General features: G+C 55.3%; 16 protein-coding genes. 8 read left to right on the top strand and 8 right to left on the bottom strand.

Annotation, left to right across the window (positions count from 1 at the left end):
- The 3 genes from ACOSDR_RS04765 to ACOSDR_RS04755 all read left to right on the top strand — a co-directional run bounded on the left by ACOSDR_RS04765 (nt 1) and on the right by ACOSDR_RS04755 (nt 2653).
- On the top strand, nt 1–1488 hold the full coding sequence (locus ACOSDR_RS04765; protein ID WP_420730533.1) for an aspartate kinase: 1488 nt from the start codon (nt 1–3) through the stop codon (nt 1486–1488).
- Nucleotides 1489–1589: 101 nt separating this feature from the next.
- Complete coding sequence (locus ACOSDR_RS04760; RefSeq protein WP_420730532.1) at nt 1590–1877, top strand: RusA family crossover junction endodeoxyribonuclease; 288 nt, start codon at nt 1590–1592, stop codon at nt 1875–1877.
- A 122-nt stretch (nt 1878–1999) separates the two neighbouring features.
- Nucleotides 2000–2653, top strand: coding sequence for a hypothetical protein (locus tag ACOSDR_RS04755; RefSeq protein WP_420723318.1), 654 nt, complete (start codon nt 2000–2002; stop codon nt 2651–2653).
- A 2-nt stretch (nt 2654–2655) separates the two neighbouring features.
- Here the strand turns inward: ACOSDR_RS04755 and ACOSDR_RS04750 are convergent, their stop codons facing one another.
- Nucleotides 2656–4026: a flavin monoamine oxidase family protein gene (locus ACOSDR_RS04750; protein ID WP_420723319.1), complete on the bottom strand. Its 1371-nt coding sequence runs from the start codon at nt 4024–4026 to the stop codon at nt 2656–2658.
- A gap of 134 nt (nt 4027–4160) precedes the next feature.
- On the opposite strand from ACOSDR_RS04750, the gene truB reads away from it, so the two are divergent.
- The 3 genes from truB to pnp all read left to right on the top strand — a co-directional run bounded on the left by truB (nt 4161) and on the right by pnp (nt 7917).
- The gene (truB, locus tag ACOSDR_RS04745) at nt 4161–5099 is read left to right on the top strand and encodes a tRNA pseudouridine(55) synthase TruB (protein WP_420723320.1); all 939 of its coding nucleotides are present in this window, start codon (nt 4161–4163) and stop codon (nt 5097–5099) included.
- 45 nt (nt 5100–5144) lie between these two features.
- On the top strand, nt 5145–5414 hold the full coding sequence (gene rpsO / locus ACOSDR_RS04740) for a 30S ribosomal protein S15 (RefSeq protein ID WP_420723321.1): 270 nt from the start codon (nt 5145–5147) through the stop codon (nt 5412–5414).
- 316 nt (nt 5415–5730) lie between these two features.
- Complete coding sequence (pnp, locus tag ACOSDR_RS04735; RefSeq protein WP_420730531.1) at nt 5731–7917, top strand: polyribonucleotide nucleotidyltransferase; 2187 nt, start codon at nt 5731–5733, stop codon at nt 7915–7917.
- 78 nt (nt 7918–7995) lie between these two features.
- Here the strand turns inward: pnp and ACOSDR_RS04730 are convergent, their stop codons facing one another.
- From ACOSDR_RS04730 to ACOSDR_RS04720, 3 genes are all read right to left on the bottom strand, one after another.
- Nucleotides 7996–8460: a DUF2442 domain-containing protein gene (locus ACOSDR_RS04730; RefSeq protein WP_420723323.1), complete on the bottom strand. Its 465-nt coding sequence runs from the start codon at nt 8458–8460 to the stop codon at nt 7996–7998.
- 5 nt (nt 8461–8465) lie between these two features.
- Entirely contained in the window at nt 8466–8693 is a 228-nt protein-coding gene (locus tag ACOSDR_RS04725) for a DUF4160 domain-containing protein (protein WP_420723324.1), read from the bottom strand.
- A gap of 71 nt (nt 8694–8764) precedes the next feature.
- Nucleotides 8765–10327: a helix-turn-helix domain-containing protein gene (locus ACOSDR_RS04720; RefSeq protein WP_420723325.1), complete on the bottom strand. Its 1563-nt coding sequence runs from the start codon at nt 10325–10327 to the stop codon at nt 8765–8767.
- A 235-nt stretch (nt 10328–10562) separates the two neighbouring features.
- On the opposite strand from ACOSDR_RS04720, the gene aceA reads away from it, so the two are divergent.
- Nucleotides 10563–11876, top strand: a complete 1314-nt coding sequence (gene aceA, locus ACOSDR_RS04715; protein WP_420723636.1) for an isocitrate lyase — start codon at nt 10563–10565, stop codon at nt 11874–11876.
- 158 nt (nt 11877–12034) lie between these two features.
- Nucleotides 12035–12790: a hypothetical protein gene (locus ACOSDR_RS04710; RefSeq protein ID WP_420723326.1), complete on the top strand. Its 756-nt coding sequence runs from the start codon at nt 12035–12037 to the stop codon at nt 12788–12790.
- A gap of 25 nt (nt 12791–12815) precedes the next feature.
- Here the strand turns inward: ACOSDR_RS04710 and hslU are convergent, their stop codons facing one another.
- The 4 genes from hslU to grpE form a co-directional block, all read right to left on the bottom strand.
- Nucleotides 12816–14132 (bottom strand): ATP-dependent protease ATPase subunit HslU, encoded by a 1317-nt coding sequence (hslU, locus tag ACOSDR_RS04705; RefSeq protein ID WP_420723327.1) that lies wholly within the window; start codon nt 14130–14132, stop codon nt 12816–12818.
- Nucleotides 14129–14728: an ATP-dependent protease subunit HslV gene (gene hslV, locus ACOSDR_RS04700; RefSeq protein ID WP_420730530.1), complete on the bottom strand. Its 600-nt coding sequence runs from the start codon at nt 14726–14728 to the stop codon at nt 14129–14131. The genes hslU and hslV overlap by 4 nt, the downstream gene beginning before the upstream one ends.
- A gap of 91 nt (nt 14729–14819) precedes the next feature.
- Nucleotides 14820–16172 (bottom strand): S1C family serine protease, encoded by a 1353-nt coding sequence (locus ACOSDR_RS04695; protein ID WP_420730529.1) that lies wholly within the window; start codon nt 16170–16172, stop codon nt 14820–14822.
- A 92-nt stretch (nt 16173–16264) separates the two neighbouring features.
- Nucleotides 16265–16948, bottom strand: coding sequence for a nucleotide exchange factor GrpE (gene grpE, locus ACOSDR_RS04690; protein WP_420730528.1), 684 nt, complete (start codon nt 16946–16948; stop codon nt 16265–16267).
- Nucleotides 16949–17034 lie beyond the last annotated feature (86 nt).

Raw genomic sequence — 17034 nt, 5'->3', positions numbered from 1 at the left:
ATGACGGCCAAGGGCAAGTCCAGTACCAAGTCTGTTCAACAGGATACCCAACAACGGCGACATACTGTCGAAAAGCTGGGGGGGACATCGATTCGGCAAACCGATGCGATGTTAAACAATGTCCTGATCGGCAATCGGACGGGCGAAGATCTCTATAACCGGATTTTCGTCGTATCTGCCTATGCCGGGATCACAGATGCCCTGCTGGAGCATAAAAAAACCGGGGAATCCGGTGTCTATGCCTTGTATGCCGATAGTGGCAGCGACTGGGCCTGGGGCGATTCCCTGGGCGCAGCACGCACCCTGATGCTGGATATCAACGAGGAAATTTTTGGCAATGGCGCTGCACGACGCACCGCCGATGCGTTTGTAAAAGAGCGTGTTGATGGTGTACGCGACAGCCTGATTGATCTGCAACGCCTGTGCGCATCCGGCCATTTTCGTCTGCAGGATCACCTCGACACGGTTCGCGAAATGCTGGCCTCTCTGGGGGAAGCCCATTCGGCCCATAATACCGCCCTGCTGTTGCGGGAAAAAGGGATCGCAGCGCGATTTGCCGATCTGACCGGGTGGCGCGTGCAAGACCTGCCCAGTTTCGATGCGGCCATTGATGACGTGTTTGACACGATCGACCTGTCGCGGGAATTGCCCATCGCGACCGGGTATTGTCGGTGCGATGCGGAACTGGTGAAAAGCTATGACCGGGGCTATACCGAAGTCACGATGTCGCGCATTGCCGTCCGCACGAAGGCGGCGGAAGCGATCATCCATAAGGAATTTCATCTGTCTTCCGCTGATCCGAAACTGGTCGGCGAAGACAAGGTGCGCCCGATCCGCGAAACCAATTACGATGTTGCCGACCAATTGTCGAATATCGGCATGGAGGCGATCCATCCCAGCGCGGCCAAGGGGCTGCGCCAGAACGGTATTCCGCTGCGGGTGAAAAACACCTTTGAGCCGGACCAACCTGGCGCGCTGATTCAGGATTCGCAAGAGCCTGCGGAACCCGGCGTAGAAATCGTCGCGGGTCTGAAGACGGTTTATGCGTTTGAATTTTATGAACCCGATATGGTGGGGGTCAAAGGCTATGATGCCGCGATCCTGAACAGCCTGAAACGGCACCGGGTCTATATTGTGGCGAAATCATCCAACGCCAATACGATCACGCATTTCCTGCAGGGCAGCCCCAAACTGGTGCGCCGGGTGGAACGGGATCTGGCCGCGGAATTTCCAACCGCGCGCATCACGTCGCGTACAGTTTCTGTCATCACCGCCATTGGTCGTGATCTGCGCGTCCCAGGCCTTGCCGCCCGTGCCTTGATGGCCTTGAGCGATGCAGGCGTTGAACCTTTGGGCTTCAACGATCTGATGCGCAAGGTCGACCTGCAGGTGATCGTCGATCAGGCAGATTATGATACCACGATCCGAACCCTGCATGCCGCCCTGGTGGAACAGGTCGAAAAGCCCGCAATGTCTTCCGCAGCGTAGCGGTCACACACGTTCTATCGGTTGGAAAATTTTAATTTTCTTTATTATCTGTCACCATTGCGTGTATTCTGAAAAAAGTTAATTATACGCAAAGCATTTGTATGGATATAGATTTTCCGATAGAGGTTATCGTCCCTGGGACTCCAATTTCGCTCCAAGCCACTGGTGGACGATCAAAAAAGCAATGGAAAGACTCTATCGTTGAGGCGTTGCGCTTTGAACTTCCAAAAGACTGTTTCTTGAGTGATGAAAGATTAGATGTAACTATTTACATCTTTCCAGACGGCGAGATGGAAGCCGATCTTGATAATGTGATAAAGCCAATTTTGGACGCAATGGTAAAAGTTGTGTATCTTGATGATAATCAAGTGGACCGAATCGTGGCTTAAAGGTTCAATGCCGGGTTTGAGTTTCAATTGCAGGAACCTTCACCGGTGTTAAGCCATGCAGTTGGCCAGGAAAAGCCTTTGATGTATCTGCGAATTCACAACGAACCGATTAGGACCATCGGATGAGCATAACGTCAAAAAATCGGTTGCTGCTGGAGTCAAAAATTCCTGAATTGCAGCAAAATGGCTATCAGGTGTTTCTGGAACCCTCGTCAGGCATGCTCCCGACTTTCCTGAAAGGGTATCGTCCGGATGCCATTGCAGTGCGCGATGACAAAGGTATCGTAATAGAAATCATTCGGGATGATGATGCAGATAATTCGAAACGAATTGAGCGACTGAATGATCTGTTCAAGGATCAGACCAAATGGAAACTAAATTTGCTTTATGACAGATCCTTTAAATCCGAGCCGTCATTGCCGGCACCAAGCCGTCCAAAGTTGGAAGCACGGTTGCTACAGATAAAAAAGCTGACCCAAAACAGTCATTACGAAGCTGCATTGTTGATGTGTTGGTCCGTCTTTGAAGGACTTAGTCGTGTCTTGGTTCCAGCGCGGTTTGATCGTCCACAATCGCCCCTGCGTATTGTTAATGTTCTGTCGGAAGAAGGCCACTTACTAAGAGAAGAAGCAGAATTCATGCGCAGAATGTCCTTGGCGCGAAATAACGTCATTCACGGCGGATTTGAATTCGCTGTATCAAAGGATGATGTAGATCAATTTGTGTCCATTATTGAATATTTGCTTCACCCTGAACCAAACAGCTCCGTCGCCTAATCCTAAACCGCATCCATGACATGTTCAGCGGCGATCAGGCCGGTCATATAGGCCCCGTGGATGGTGCCCTTATAGTCGAAAATCGTGTGTTCCCCGCAAAAGAACAGCCGGTCTTCTATAGGATCGGCAAGATCATCGCATTGGCTGGCGCGACCGCCCGGGCGGATATAGGCATAGGCCCCTAAACTATGGGGGTCTGTGGCCCAATGGGTGGATAGTACCTGGACCGGTTCTGTGACCGCATCGCCCCAGACAGAGCGCAAGACATCCATGCCATCGGCAATCTGTTCTGCATCGGTCATCCTGTCAGCGACGGGCGCATAGGCTCCGACGCTCAAGCCCAACAGAATATTCTCATTGCTGAAAGTGCGATAGTTCAGCCAGTAATTCCACCGGCCCTTTTCTGATGTCATGATGCCGAAATACTGCGTCTCAATATCCCAGAAGGGTTCTGCGAATTTCAGGGCCAGCTTGGTGACAGTGCCAAAGGCCAAGTTATCAATATTGGACTGATGGTCATCCGGTAAGGGCGGGTCAAAGGCGACGGCCTTGGCCTTCAACACGCCCAGCGGCAGGCTGCTGACCACGTAATCCCCGTCAAAATCCCCCTTATCGGTGCTGACCGTGACACCCTCATCGCCATAGGCGATCTGTGTCACGATGGTTGACAGTTTGATATCCAAGCCGTCGGCCAGTGGGCCCAGCAATTTGTCATAGCCTGTCGTGACCGCCACATCGGGCAGGTCGAAGGCCTTGTCGGAATTGAAATAATAGGCAGACAGGTTTTCAAGCGGCGCACCGGTGGAAAATTCTGTATAGGCGGACATCGCCCAGGCGACGCCGGGCTCATTCATCGCGCCGGGGGCAACATCATTGATGGCCTCCAGCACACTGCGCCGATCCCCGCTTTCCAGCGACTCGTCGATTTTATCCAGGATGTCTGTCCAAGAGTCATTGATGTCTTCTAGTTCTTCTTCGGATATTTCTTCCCCGGCACCATCAAAAACGACAAGGTTGTCATCGTCGGTCACGACATATTGCGACCCCACGGCATCGGCCAATTGTTTTGCCGGATTGTCGTCTGATGGACCATGAATCCATCCTGCGCCGACTTCAAACGGTGCGCCCATGGACCAGTCCGTGCGCAAGCGCCCCCCAATATGCGGATTGGCTTCCAGCACGATCACGTCTGCGCCTTGATTTTTAAGGGTTTTGGCGGCAGTAAGACCCGCAACGCCGGCCCCGACGACGATGACCGTCTTGCCTGCCAATGCCTGTGCCCGGGCGCGGCCCATCGGGCTGGCCAGAAAGGCAGCAGAGGTAAACAGCGCGGCTTTCAGAAGTTTACGGCGATTAAATTGGAGGGTCTTCACAATCGGGCACTCCCTGTTTTTTTTGAATATGTTGGAAAACATAAGCCCAGTTTTCAAATTTCTCCAAGTTAATCTTCAATTGCTTTGCCGTAGCCAAACCGATACCACCCCCTCTGCAACAGGAGTGTGAGACGGTGGCGAAGAAAAAGCGAGGCCAGCCCATCGACGGATGGGTTATCCTGGATAAACCAGCAGGCATGGGATCGACCGACGCGGTCTCTGCCGTGAAACGCGCGCTGGATGCGCAAAAGGCGGGTCATGGCGGCACGCTGGATCCGTTTGCCACAGGCCTGCTGCCCATCGCCCTGGGGGAGGCCACAAAGACCGTTCACTATGTCATGGATGGCCGCAAAACCTATCGCATGACCTTGCGCTTTGGGGAAGAAACCACAACGCTGGATCCAGAAGGCAGTGCTGTCGCGACCAGCGATCACCGACCCAGCGACGCAGAAATCAAAGCCGCCCTGTCTGATTTTATTGGCGATATATCGCAAACGCCGCCTGCCTATTCCGCCATTAAAATCAATGGGGAACGGGCCTATGACCTGGCCCGTGCCGGGCAGGATGTGGAGATGAAATCGCGCATCGTGCGTATCGACGCGATCCGGTTTCTGTCCCGCCCGGACGCCGATCATGTGATTTTAGAGGTTGATTGCGGCAAGGGCACCTATATCCGATCTCTGGGTCGCGATCTTGCCCAGGCGCTGGGGACGGTGGGCAGTTTGACCGCCCTGCGGCGGCTGTCGGTCGGCCCCTTCACAGAAGCGGATGCAATTTCGCTTGATGCGCTGGCCCAGATGGGTCATAACCCGACCGAATCAGGCAGTAAACCCTATGGTTTGCTGGCGATTGAGGCCGCGCTGGACGGTATCCCGGCAATGGTCTTGAGTGAAGTGGAAACGGCGCGGCTGAGGAATGGCCAGTCCGTATCACTTTTCCGAAAGGTGGATTTGGCCCGCATCGCCGATTTAAAAGACGGGGATGAGGCTGTGGCGTTGTGCGGTGGAATCGCCGTGGCGCTGGTCCGATACGGGAAAGGCGAAATTCGCCCCGTTCGGGTGCTGAACCGCTGAAACGGATCTTTAACGAAACAGATACCGTGAAAAAAGGACTAAGAAATGTCGATTACGCCTGAAAAGAAAGCTGAATTGATCGGGACCTATCAAGCCAAAGAAGGCGATACCGGGTCTCCTGCCGTGCAGTGCGCCGTGTTGACGGAACGGATCAACAATCTGACCGAACATTTGAAGACCCATAAAAAGGACTTCCACTCTCGCCGTGGCCTGTTGGTTATGGTTGGGAAGCGCCGCCGGCTTCTGGACTATGTGAAGAACAAAAATGAAGGCGCGTATAAGGAGCTGATTGGTCAGCTCGGCGTGCGCCGCTAAGGCATTTTGGCTAAGGCGCGGTTCCCGAATGGGGCCGCGCCTTTTCGCTTTTTGGGGGTTTCGCCCGGGCTGGCCAAGCCGGATACGACACGAAACCGCCGCTTGGCAGACTTGTCTGTGAAGAGCGTAGATCACGCGGGACAGCGAAGGGATGTGGCGGTCGAGCCAACACCCCGCTAGACCGATCTGGGCCAAGGCGTCGTGAGCGCCCAGGTTCCGCACGAGGATACGATCTCCGTCTGAGAAGCTGCCAACCGATAACGGGCAAGGGCCCGCTATCGTCGTATGATCGGATAGAAAAGGAAACTTTATCCACATGTTTACAATCCACAAAAAATCAATGGAATGGTGCGGACGCACCCTGACGCTGGAAACCGGGCGCATTGCCCGTCAGGCTGATGGGGCGGTTCTTGCCACTTATGGCGAAACCAGTGTTCTGTGTGCCGTGACCTTCGCGAAATCAGAAAAGCCCGGTCAGGACTTTTTCCCGTTGTCGGTTCACTATCAGGAAAAAACCTATGCGGCTGGCAAGATCCCCGGTGGGTTCTTCAAGCGGGAAGCGCGCCCTTCCGAAAAGGAAACGCTGACATCCCGCCTGATTGACCGCCCGATCCGCCCGCTTTTCGTGCCAGGCTTCAAAAACGAAGTGCAGGTTGTCTGCACCGTGTTGAGCCACGACATGGAAAATGATCCAGACATGGTCGCGATGGTTGGGGCCTCTGCGGCGCTGACGATCTCTGGCGCTCCTTTCATGGGCCCGATTGCGGGTATCCGCATCGGCATGATCGACGGTGAACTGGTTGCCAACCCAACCATGCCGCAGATCAAAGATGACAGCACCCTGGACCTGGTTGTTGCCGGGACCCAGGAAGGTGTGTTGATGGTCGAGTCCGAAGCCCAAGAGCTGGACGAAGACACCATGCTGAACGCGGTTATGCTGGCCCATCGCAGCTTCCAGCCGGTGATCGACCTGATCATTGATCTGGCTGAATCCGCTGCAAAAGAGCCCTTCGATCTGCCGGAAGCCGATCCGAATGTTGCCCCTGTCGATGCCCGTCTGCGGGAATTGGCGATGGAGCCGCTGCGGGCCGCTTATGCCATCACTAAGAAGCAGGATCGCGTCGAAGCCGTTGGCAATGCCAAGAAGGCAGCGATGGCAAGCCTGGAAGAAGAAGGCCTGGATGTTGCCCTGGCTGGCAAACTGTTCAAGGACCTGGAAAAGGATGTCGTTCGCGGCAATATCCTGAAAACCGGCGAACGCATCGATGGCCGCAAAACCGATCAGGTTCGCCCGATCGTCTGTGAAGTCGGCGTATTGCCCCAGGCGCATGGCTCTGCCTTGTTCACCCGTGGTGAAACCCAGGCTTTGGTCGTGACCACTTTGGGTACCGGCCAGGACGAACAGATCATTGACGCGCTGGAAGGTGAATACCGCCAGAACTTCATGCTGCACTATAACTTCCCTCCCTATTCAGTTGGGGAAGCCGGTCGCATGGGTCCTCCGGGTCGTCGCGAAATCGGTCATGGTAAGCTCGCCTGGCGCGCGCTGAACCCGCTGATGCCACCGAAGGAAGATTTCCCCTACACCGTGCGTGTGGTTTCCGAAATCACCGAATCCAATGGTTCGTCTTCCATGGCGACTGTTTGCGGGACGTCCATGTCCCTGATGGATGCCGGTGTGCCGCTGCCCAAGCCTTGCGCGGGTATCGCCATGGGCTTGATCAAGGAAGATGACGGCGTCGCCGTCCTGTCCGATATTCTGGGCGATGAAGATCACCTGGGCGATATGGACTTTAAGGTTGCCGGGACTGCCGATGGCATCACCTCGCTGCAGATGGATATCAAGATCACCTCAATTACTGAGGAAATCATGAAGACCGCTTTGGCTCAGGCCAAACAGGGTCGTATCCATATTCTGGGCGAAATGGCCAAGGCGATCACCAATGGCCGTGACGGTGTGTCGCAAAATGCACCGCGCATCGTGACCTTCCAGATCAACAAGGACAAGATCCGTGAAGTGATCGGGACCGGCGGTAAGGTTATTCGCGAAATTTGCGAAACCACCGGGGCGAAAGTCGATATCGATGACGACGGGACGATCAAGGTTGCCTCCATCGACAACGAAGCCGGTCAGCGCGCGGTTGATTGGATCAAAGGCATCGTGGCGGAACCGGAACCCGGTAAGGTCTATCGCGGCAAGGTCGTGAAGGTCATGGATTTCGGGGCATTCGTGAACTTTATGCCGGGCCGCGATGGTCTGGTGCATATTTCCGAATTGCAGGCCGGCCGCACCGCACAGGTCACCGATGTTGCCAATGAAGGCGACGAAGTCTGGGTCAAATGCCTGGGCATGGACGAGCGCGGCAAGGTCCGCCTGTCAATGCGCAGCGCTGATCAGGAAACCGGTGCCGACATCGAAGACACGCTGGAAAAGCCCGAACGGGCCCCGCGTGACGACAATGGCGGCGGCAACAACCGCCCGCGTCGCCCGCGCCGGGACTAAGGTTGAACCGACCTTAGAATGCGATTGACTGAAATGCGCCCGGACCGGGAAACTGGTCCGGGCGTTTTCTTTGCGCCCCTATCGCTGGCTGTTTGCCAACCGCGCATACAACAATGCAGATCGTTCCATCATATCCGTCACAGCGCGCCACACTGTATAGGTCACGGGCGATGTGCCTGATCGGAAATTTTTGATTTGTGTCCGGCTGTATCCCAGCGCTTGGGCCATCTGATCATTAGTAAGGTTGTATTTTTCCTTAAAGGCATTCAGCAAGGTGACGCCGGACCGATCTGATTGTTCTGATGCGATCAGCGCCAGGTTTTCCGCGCTGAAATCCAGACCATTGGACCAGCCAACGCCATGCCCCCAATTGATTGTGGTGACGGTTTTAAACGCATCGGGGTCCTTGGCGAAGACGTTGAAATGTCTGGAGGCGCGCACCAATCCGGACAGATCTGCAACTTGGGTAGGGCCATCTTCCCAAGTAAGCGCGAGGCAAAAATTCTCTAATGGCTTCACGTTCTGCAATCGCATGGCGGTCATCTCCATCACTCCTGATACAAGCTCCAGCACTTCAAAAGCTCATCCCGATGATCTTGCACATAGGCAATGGCCTCCCGTTCGACCTTTTTGGGCAGATCGCCCGCAATCTTTACCGCATCGTCCAATCGCAGTTTCGCGGCAAAATCTGGACCAATGATATGTACATGCGGGGGGTTCTCATCCTGGAAGTACATGTAAATCCGGAACGATCCAAAATCAGCAATCGTTGGCATGCATCTTCCCCCACATCCCAAATATAGGCCAATAATTGCCCTTTGTCAACTTGGAGGCCAATTATTGCCCTCTACCGCGTGCCCCCCGGGCGTTCGTGGTGGTGGGGCCAGCCGGGGGCGGTGTAGGGGCTGGGGCCACGGACATTTTCTTCGATGTCATAGCGCAGATGAACCGGCGGGAAGGCCCGCTGGGTGCAGTCCATCCGCTCACAAATGCGGCAGGCGACCCCGATTCCGGAGAACCTGTCTGCATGGCTCAAGTCCAGGGCATCTGCATAGACGATATCCTTGGCATAGCGCACATCGCAGCCCATCCCGATGGACAAAACACTGCGCTGCGCGCCAAAGCCGATACCCCCCTTGGTGATCGTTCGCGCGATACAAAAGTAAGATGTGCCATCGGGCAGGCTGGAGACCTGGGCCTGGATCTGGCCCGGATTCAAAAAGGCGGAATAGATATTCCATCGGCTGCAGGCCCCGCCATGCCGGGGAATCGGCAGACCGGATAGGGTGAAGCGTTTGGAGATATTACCCGCCAGATCGACCCGCAGCATATGCAACGGGATACCGCGGTCGGTCGGTTTGTTCAGGGTGGTCAGGCGGTGGCAGATTTGTTCAAACCCGGCCCGCCATCGGTGTTGCAGCAATTCAATGTCATAGCGACAGTCGCGCGCACTGCCCAGGAACGCCTCATAGGGCAGCAACAGGGCGGCGGCCAGATAATTGGCCAGGGCAATCCGCCCCAGGGTTCTGGGCGGGCCTTCTTTTAAACCAGCCTCCATCAACAGCATGTCGATCACCGACCCGGCAGAGAGCAGCGCAATCTGGTGGGACATCTGAAAGGCGCGGCTGGCCCCGCTGAGCCGTTGATTGACTTCCAGCAGTTTCTGTTGTGGATGAAATCGCCGTGTGATGGGTGGGCTGGCCTTGGGATCGGCGGGGGGTTCGATGAAATTAACGCGCACGTCATGGGCCTGGCGCAAATAATCGACCAACGTGTCCAGGGATCTGGCGGACCCGCCAACAATGCCTATTTCCCGCCTGACGCGGTCGGCCTCATCCTCTAAATCCTGGAAGTAATTGCTGTTGGCCTGAATAAAGTCAGACACGATGTCAGACGCCGATAGCGTGCTGGCCCCAATCCCCCCCAACAGGCCGCCCAGGGACATGCGCCCGTCGGGATCATCGCTGGCAGAGGCGGCGAGACTGCGCGCATCGGTCAGGGTCGTCTGATAGGCATCACAGACCCGCAGCAGCGCCCGGGCGGATTCCGGGCTGACCTCCACCAGATCGCGCACATCGGTGTTGCGAATATCATAATCGTCGAAGAGAGGATCGCTGAGGGCCTCCATCACATCGCTGTATAGCCGCCCCTCCTCTTCTTCCGCCAGTTGATCGACGGGAATGTTGAAATAGTCCGATAGTTTCATCAACAGCGGAACGGTCACCTTGCGGCGGTTGTGCTCAATTAAATTGAGGTAGCTGGCACTGACTTCCAGGATATCAGCCAGGGCCGCCTGGCTGAGAGATTGTTCTCGCCGCAGCCGTCGAATTTTCGGGCCAACCTTCATCGCGTCGCGAGAGGCAGGTTTGGTGCCAGACTTTGGTCCAAGTTTTGCGACGGGGTTTGCCATTGCAAATTCCTAATATTTACAAGGTTAACCAATAGTAAAGCATTTACGAGAAATCTTTACAATATGTTATGTTGGTTACCGTTGTGCAGCGCATCATTCGGCTGTATCCAAGGTTTCAGAGGAAACACACGGCGCTTTACAAAGTCTTGTAAAGAACTTTCCAAACAGCGCCTTTACCCAACCTGACCCGCGACCGGGTCTGAACCAACTGAGAAGGATTGAACCGATGGATAGCTTGGGACCGAATGACAATTACAATTGGGGCGACGGCGGCGGTGACCACTGGGACGCCCCGGATTATGCCCCGAACCGCTGGGCAACGACCCGCCGTGATTATTCTAAGCATGATGTGGCAAAGCTGCGCGGCTCCATCCAGATCCGCAACACCCTGGCGGAACTGGGCGCGCAAAAGCTGTGGAAGCTGATCAATGAAGAGCCTTATGTAAACACGCTGGGTGCCTTCACCGGCTGTCAGGCAACACAGCATGTCCGCGCGGGCCTGCAGGCGATCTATCTGTCTGGCTGGCAGGTCGCCGCCGACGCCAATAATGCGGGCCAGATGTATCCGGACCAGTCGCTGTATCCTGTCTCCTCCGTCCCTCAAGTGGTGGAGCGGATCAACAACGCCTTCATGCGTCAGGACCAGATCCAGACCATGGAACGCCTGTCAGGCGAGAACACAACGGATATCGATTGGTTCGCGCCCATCGTTGCCGATGCGGAAGCTGGCTTTGGTGGACCGCTGAATGTGTTCGAACTGATGAAGGCGATGATCAAGGCGGGCGCTGCTGGCGTTCATTTTGAAGATCAGCTGTCATCAGAAAAGAAATGCGGTCATCTGGGTGGCAAGGTTCTGTTGCCGACACAACAGGCCGTGCGCAACCTGTCCTCTGCACGCCTGGCAGCCGACGTCATGGGCGTACCGACCATCATCATGGCTCGCACTGATGCCGAGGCAGCCCGCCTGATAACCACGGATGTGGACGAACGCGATCAACCCTTCCTGACCGGGGAGCGGACGGCAGAAGGCTTCTATCGCATCACCGGTGGCATGGATATGTGCATTGCCCGTGGCCTAGCCTTCGCGCCCTATGCGGACCTGCTGTGGATGGAAACCTCCACCCCCAGCATCGAACAGGCAAAGCAATTCGCCGATGCGATCCATGCGGAATTTCCGAACCAGATGTTGGCCTATAACTGCTCGCCCTCCTTCAACTGGGCGAAGCATCTCAGCAAGGCGGAAATGGAAAGCTTCCAGAAGGAGCTGGGGGCGCTTGGCTATAAATTCCAGTTCATCACCCTGGCTGGCTTCCACAGCGTCAACTATGCCACGTTTGAACTGGCACGGGCCTATAAGGATCGCGGCATGGCGGGCTATTCTGAACTGCAACAGGCAGAATTCGCTGCCGAAGCCCATGGCTTCTCTGCGACCCGCCATCAGCATGAGGTCGGGGTCAGCTATTTCGATGCGGTCAACAGCACCACGGCGGTTGGCGAAAGCTCCACCACTGCCATGGGGGAATCGACCGAGACAGCACAGTTCCACTGAGAACGCCCATTAAGAGGCGGTCCGGTTTAGGGTAGGAAAGCTTTAGTGGGGAGGGCCGTCCGTTGGAGAAATCCGGCGGGCGGTCTTTTTTTGGCAGATAGTCTTTTGCCAGTAGGTTTATCTTTGCAGGGCATGACAATCATCCTAGATTGTATTTTATGAAGTCTTTGAATGATCCCCTTTGGAAACATTGTGCCGTCGCTTTTCTGGGGACGCTTATTTTCTGTTTCATCAGTGTTTCAGGCGCGTTTGCCGATCAGGCGCTTTCCCGCACGGTTGGGGGCATTCATTTCATCTCTTTCATTCCCGAGACGGACAGGATTGACGGAATCCCGACAACGCCTGCGGATGTGGCGATGGAACGGATGGTTCTGGCGGTCGAAACGGTCGTCAAGAAGGTGCCCATGGCGCGCGACCGGATCGCGGCGCTGAAAAAGAAGGGCGATATTCAGATTTTCTATGATGCCCGCCATCCCAGGGACGTTCTGGCCACCGTATCCCTGGCGACCTATTTTGCGGACAACTATGATCCGGCGGCGGGTAAGCGGACGTTTGTCATTCTATTTGGTCGTGCAGGCATTCAGTGGGACGCCAATCACCTGGCCAGCACCATTGCCCATGAACTGGCCGGGCATGCCTATCAGGATATGCAGGGACGGCTGGAGGACATGACAGAACTGGATATCGAATGCGAAGCCTATCTGGTAGAAGAACACGCGAAACAGGCCTTGGGCTATGACAAAACGACCGATGAGGCCATCGCCCTGCGCAGCAACATGGACCATCATTGGTGCGATGATTTCCGCCGCTATACCCTGGACCAGGATCGCACGGTCTCAACGGAATGGGATCAGCTAAATCCCAACATCCCAAAACTGTTAGCCGCGTTTCAGGCCTATCAGAAGGCGCGGTAAGCCTGTATCTGCAATATGGACCACGTTACAGGATAAACTTACTCAAATCCGTATCTTTCGCCAGGTCGCCGACATGCTGGTTGACATAAGCGGCATCAATGGTGACTTCCTCGCCATCGGGCTTGTCGGACGCGGTGAAGCTGATCTCTTCCAACAGTTTTTCCAGCACGGTGTGCAGGCGACGGGCCCCGATATTCTCGACAGAGGCATTGATCTCCGCCGCCAGCTTGGCCAGTGCATCAATCGCATCATCGGTGAAGGTCAGGGTCAGGTTTTCCGTTCCCATCAGCGCGACATATTGTTTGATCAGACTGTTATCCGGCTCCGTCAGGATGCGGCGGAAGTCCTTTTCCGTCAGCGCATTCAGGCTGACGCGGATCGGCAGGCGACCCTGTAATTCCGGCAACAGGTCGCTGGGTTTTGCCAGGTGGAAGGCCCCGCTGGCGACAAACAGAATGTAATCCGTCTTCACCGCGCCATGTTTGGTCGCAACCGTCGTCCCCTCAATCAGGGGCAGCAGATCCCGCTGGACCCCCTCGCGGCTGACATCCCCGCCGGAGCGTTCGGACCGCACGGTGATTTTGTCAATCTCGTCGATAAAGGCGATGCCGTTCTGCTCAACATTTTCAATGGCGGCCAGCTTGATCGCTTCGTGATCGACCAGCTTGTCTGCCTCTTCTGCGACCAAGACGTCATAGGATTCACGCACCGACATTTTGCGCGCCTTCGTGCGCCCGCCGCCCATGGCTTTGCCGAAGATCTCATTTAAGTTCAACATGCCCATCTGGGCACCGGGCATGCCGGGAATATCCATGGTGGGCAGGCCCATCCCGCCGGTATCGGCGACCTGGATTTCAATTTCCTTCTCGTCCAGCGATCCTTCACGCAGCTTTTTACGAAAAGACTGGCGCGTCGAATCGGATGCGTTCTGTCCCACCAGCGCATCAATCACGCGCTCTTCGGCATGGATTTCGGCCTTGGCATTCACTTCGCGGCGCTGGGTTTCGGTTTCCATCTGGATGGCAACCTCGACCAGATCGCGGATGATCTGTTCCACATCGCGGCCAACATAGCCGACTTCTGTAAACTTTGTGGCTTCCACCTTGATAAAGGGGGCGCGGGCCAGCTTTGCCAGGCGCCGGGCGATTTCTGTCTTACCAACGCCGGTTGGGCCAATCATCAGAATGTTCTTGGGCAGCACTTCTTCGCGCAGCTCTGGCGGCAGCTTCAAGCGACGCCAGCGGTTGCGCAGCGCAATGGCAACGGCGCGTTTCGCATCGCCCTGGCCAATGATGAACCGGTCCAATTCAGAGACGATCTCCCGAGGGCTGAAATCGGTCATAGCTTGCCCCCTTTGCTGGCGCTTTCCGCGGTCAGGCTTTCCAGCGTGATGTTTTCATTGGTGTAGATACAGATATCGGCGGCGACTTTCATGGCGCGCCGCGCAATGTCTTCGGCACTCATATCCTCGCGGTCCGCCAGCGCGCGGGCGGCTGCCAGAGCATAGGCCCCGCCGGACCCGATGCCGATCAACCCGTCTTCGGGCTCCAGCACATCGCCGGTGCCGCTTAGAATCAGGGACACATCCTTGTCCACCACGGCCATCATTGCTTCCAGGCGGCGCAGATAGCGATCGGTGCGCCAGTCTTTCGCCAGTTCGACACAGGCGCGGGTCAATTGCTTCGGATATTGCTCCAGCTTCGCCTCCAGCCGCTCGAACAATGTGAAGGCATCCGCCGTTGCGCCTGCAAAGCCCACCAGGACTTCGCCATCGGCCAGGGGGCGCACCTTGCGCGCATTGGATTTGAACACGGTGTTGCCAAGCGTTACCTGACCATCACCCGCAATCACCACATGCCCGCCCTTGCGGACCGACAGAATGGTGGTGCCATGAAAAACCGGCCCAGCGCCGGCAGAGGGGGAGTTGTTATCTGACATGCCCCCGATATGGGCGGTCCGCCCGCATGCGTCAACTGCGAAAATCTTTCGCCCGTGTATTTGAAATACAGCGATTGATGACCCCGTTGCTTTAACTTGATGCAGGCGTTTGTTTGATATTCAAGAACTTCAAAGCATCGTCGATAGGAATAAAGAAATTTACATCATCAGCATCTAACTGTTCCAAGACAGTAATCCCAATAACATTCCCATCCTTATCAAACATCGGGCCACCGCTGTTGCCGCCTGTAATCGCGACATCGGATTGAATGTACAGCAGGGGGGTAGCCCCGGACGCATAGGAGAATTTTCTGAGGGCACTGATCGAACCCCGCGTGACGGTTGAATACAGTTCTTCATCTGCGGGACTGCCGACAACGACGGCTTCGGTCGCAATACCGGGCAGTTCCAGATTCATCGGTAAGGCGCGAAGACCCCGAAGCGGAATTTTCAACAGCGCGACATCCCGCCCTTCATGTCGACGGATAACCGCAGCATCAATTTCCACCCCATTTTCAAACCGGACCAGAACAGTATCAAAATCCCCAACGACATGCTGGTTCGACAGAATGTAACCATCTTCACTGATGACAAATCCCGAACCATGCCCCCCACCTGCGCGGATAGTCACAACGGATGGGAGAATGCGACGAACATGATCTTCAAAGGGCTGCGTCGAAAGAGAAATTTCCGGGATATATATAGCCTCATCGGTCAAAGGAACCGAGGCAACGACATCGGATCTTACGGTTTCTTTTGACAGCGCCTTTATGAAATCCTTATTGGATCCCAGTGATTCGGTAGCCGCACTGAAAGCGCCGATAATAGCCTCCAACATGCCAGTTCTCGAAGATTTTCTGACCTTGAAATATCCCGTTGTTGTGATTCTGTTTTTTTCCTGGCGCATGGTGGTATTGAATATCGTCCATTCAACTTCCATAAACATTTCACCAGCATATCGATCTTGTGGGTATCCATACCAAAAATCATGATCCTCACAGAAATTGCCGCTCATATCCTTTATGCGGGCACCAATCGCGAATTCAGCACGCCCACGTTCGTCGCTGTAATCGAATAAATTGGTTGGATCGCCAACAACATCAAATCCCTGAGACTTCATCACCTCAAAAAAGGCCATGTGCATCTCATCATTCCAACCGGACAGATGCCTTGATCCATTATTCAATGTAAGCGTAACTTCCCCTGTATAGGAATAATTGCATAAAGACGAACTGATACCTGGCACGCCTTCGGCCGGAAAATGGGCAATAACGGACCCAAACCTCATGCCTGAAACGGCACCCTGAAAGGCAAAAGGAACAATGTCGGAGGTGTTGAATTCAACGGGTTCTGGCTGAACGACGGTTGGAACTTCCATGCGCGCAGTCGTGTTGCACCCAGAAACAAGAACAGCGATCACAATCGCTGACAAAAGAACACGCATTTCAAACCCTCCACCTTTCCCAATGAGGGAAACATAGAGGGTTCAAATGGGGATCGTCAATTGTGTAATTGAATTTATTTCACGCGCAGATTTTACGCCGTCGTATCGACTTTGTCGGTGTCGTCTGGCGGGCTGGTGGCATCGGCCTTGGCGACCAGGACCATGGCGGGGCGTAACAGGCGGTCGTGCAGTTTATAGCCGTGCTGCAGCACCTGGACGACCGTTCCGGCGGGTTTACCGGTATCGGGCACTTCCTGGATTGCCTGATGTTCCGCATAGTTGAATTTCTGATCCAGCGGGTCGAGCTTCTGGATGTGATGCTTGGAGAAGGCATCCAGCAGCATCTTTTCGGTCATTTCCACGCCGACCATCAGGTTTTTCAACACGTCATTTTCCGCGCGCGCTTCTTCCGGCACGGAATCCAGCGCGCGGCGCAGATTATCGACGACCGGCAGCAGCTCCTTTGCCAGGCCGGATGATGCGAATTTCATTGTTTCGCTGCGTTCCTTATCGGCGCGGCGTCGGACATTCTCCGCCTCTGCCACGGCCCGCAGGGCGCGATCCTTCATGGCGGCCAGCTCTGATTTCAGCGCCGTTACTTCGTCGTTATCTTCCGCGGGTGTCTTGGCCTTTTTTGCCGCCTCGTCACCCTTTGCAGACGTGTCGGGTTTCGGCGCTGGCTCTGCAGGGGTCTGATCCTCTGTCACGGGGGTCTCTGGAACGGAATTCTCCGAGACGGGTGCTTCGTCATTGGCTGTCTTCTTTGGATCGGTCATTGTCTGCCTGTCACTTTCGTTTCACGTCATATGTCAACGGCCTGCGCCCGCGAATATCGGGGGCGTAGCCTATTCCAGGGTTTGTC

Origin of the sequence: Hwanghaeella sp. 1Z406 (assembly GCF_048892425.1) — a bacterium.
In the GTDB taxonomy this organism is placed as follows: domain Bacteria; phylum Pseudomonadota; class Alphaproteobacteria; order UBA8366; family Aestuariispiraceae; genus Pacificispira.
This window is presented reverse-complemented; position numbering and strand designations above follow the sequence as displayed.

Excerpts from the sequence above, each read along its gene's own strand:
- rpsO (WP_420723321.1), top strand. The coding sequence starts at position 5,145 with ATGTCGATTACGCCTGAAAAGAAAGCTGAATTGATCGGGACCTATCAA.
- ACOSDR_RS04695 (WP_420730529.1), bottom strand. The coding sequence starts at position 16,172 with ATGCGTGTTCTTTTGTCAGCGATTGTGATCGCTGTTCTTGTTTCTGGG.
- ACOSDR_RS04730 (WP_420723323.1), bottom strand. The coding sequence starts at position 8,460 with ATGACCGCCATGCGATTGCAGAACGTGAAGCCATTAGAGAATTTTTGC.
- ACOSDR_RS04710 (WP_420723326.1), top strand. The coding sequence starts at position 12,035 with ATGAAGTCTTTGAATGATCCCCTTTGGAAACATTGTGCCGTCGCTTTT.
- hslV (WP_420730530.1), bottom strand. The coding sequence starts at position 14,728 with ATGTCAGATAACAACTCCCCCTCTGCCGGCGCTGGGCCGGTTTTTCAT.
- ACOSDR_RS04725 (WP_420723324.1), bottom strand. The coding sequence starts at position 8,693 with ATGCCAACGATTGCTGATTTTGGATCGTTCCGGATTTACATGTACTTC.
- ACOSDR_RS04720 (WP_420723325.1), bottom strand. The coding sequence starts at position 10,327 with ATGGCAAACCCCGTCGCAAAACTTGGACCAAAGTCTGGCACCAAACCT.
- hslU (WP_420723327.1), bottom strand. The coding sequence starts at position 14,132 with ATGACCGATTTCAGCCCTCGGGAGATCGTCTCTGAATTGGACCGGTTC.
- grpE (WP_420730528.1), bottom strand. The coding sequence starts at position 16,948 with ATGACCGATCCAAAGAAGACAGCCAATGACGAAGCACCCGTCTCGGAG.
- ACOSDR_RS04765 (WP_420730533.1), top strand. The coding sequence starts at position 1 with ATGACGGCCAAGGGCAAGTCCAGTACCAAGTCTGTTCAACAGGATACC.
- ACOSDR_RS04760 (WP_420730532.1), top strand. The coding sequence starts at position 1,590 with ATGGATATAGATTTTCCGATAGAGGTTATCGTCCCTGGGACTCCAATT.
- ACOSDR_RS04755 (WP_420723318.1), top strand. The coding sequence starts at position 2,000 with ATGAGCATAACGTCAAAAAATCGGTTGCTGCTGGAGTCAAAAATTCCT.
- pnp (WP_420730531.1), top strand. The coding sequence starts at position 5,731 with ATGTTTACAATCCACAAAAAATCAATGGAATGGTGCGGACGCACCCTG.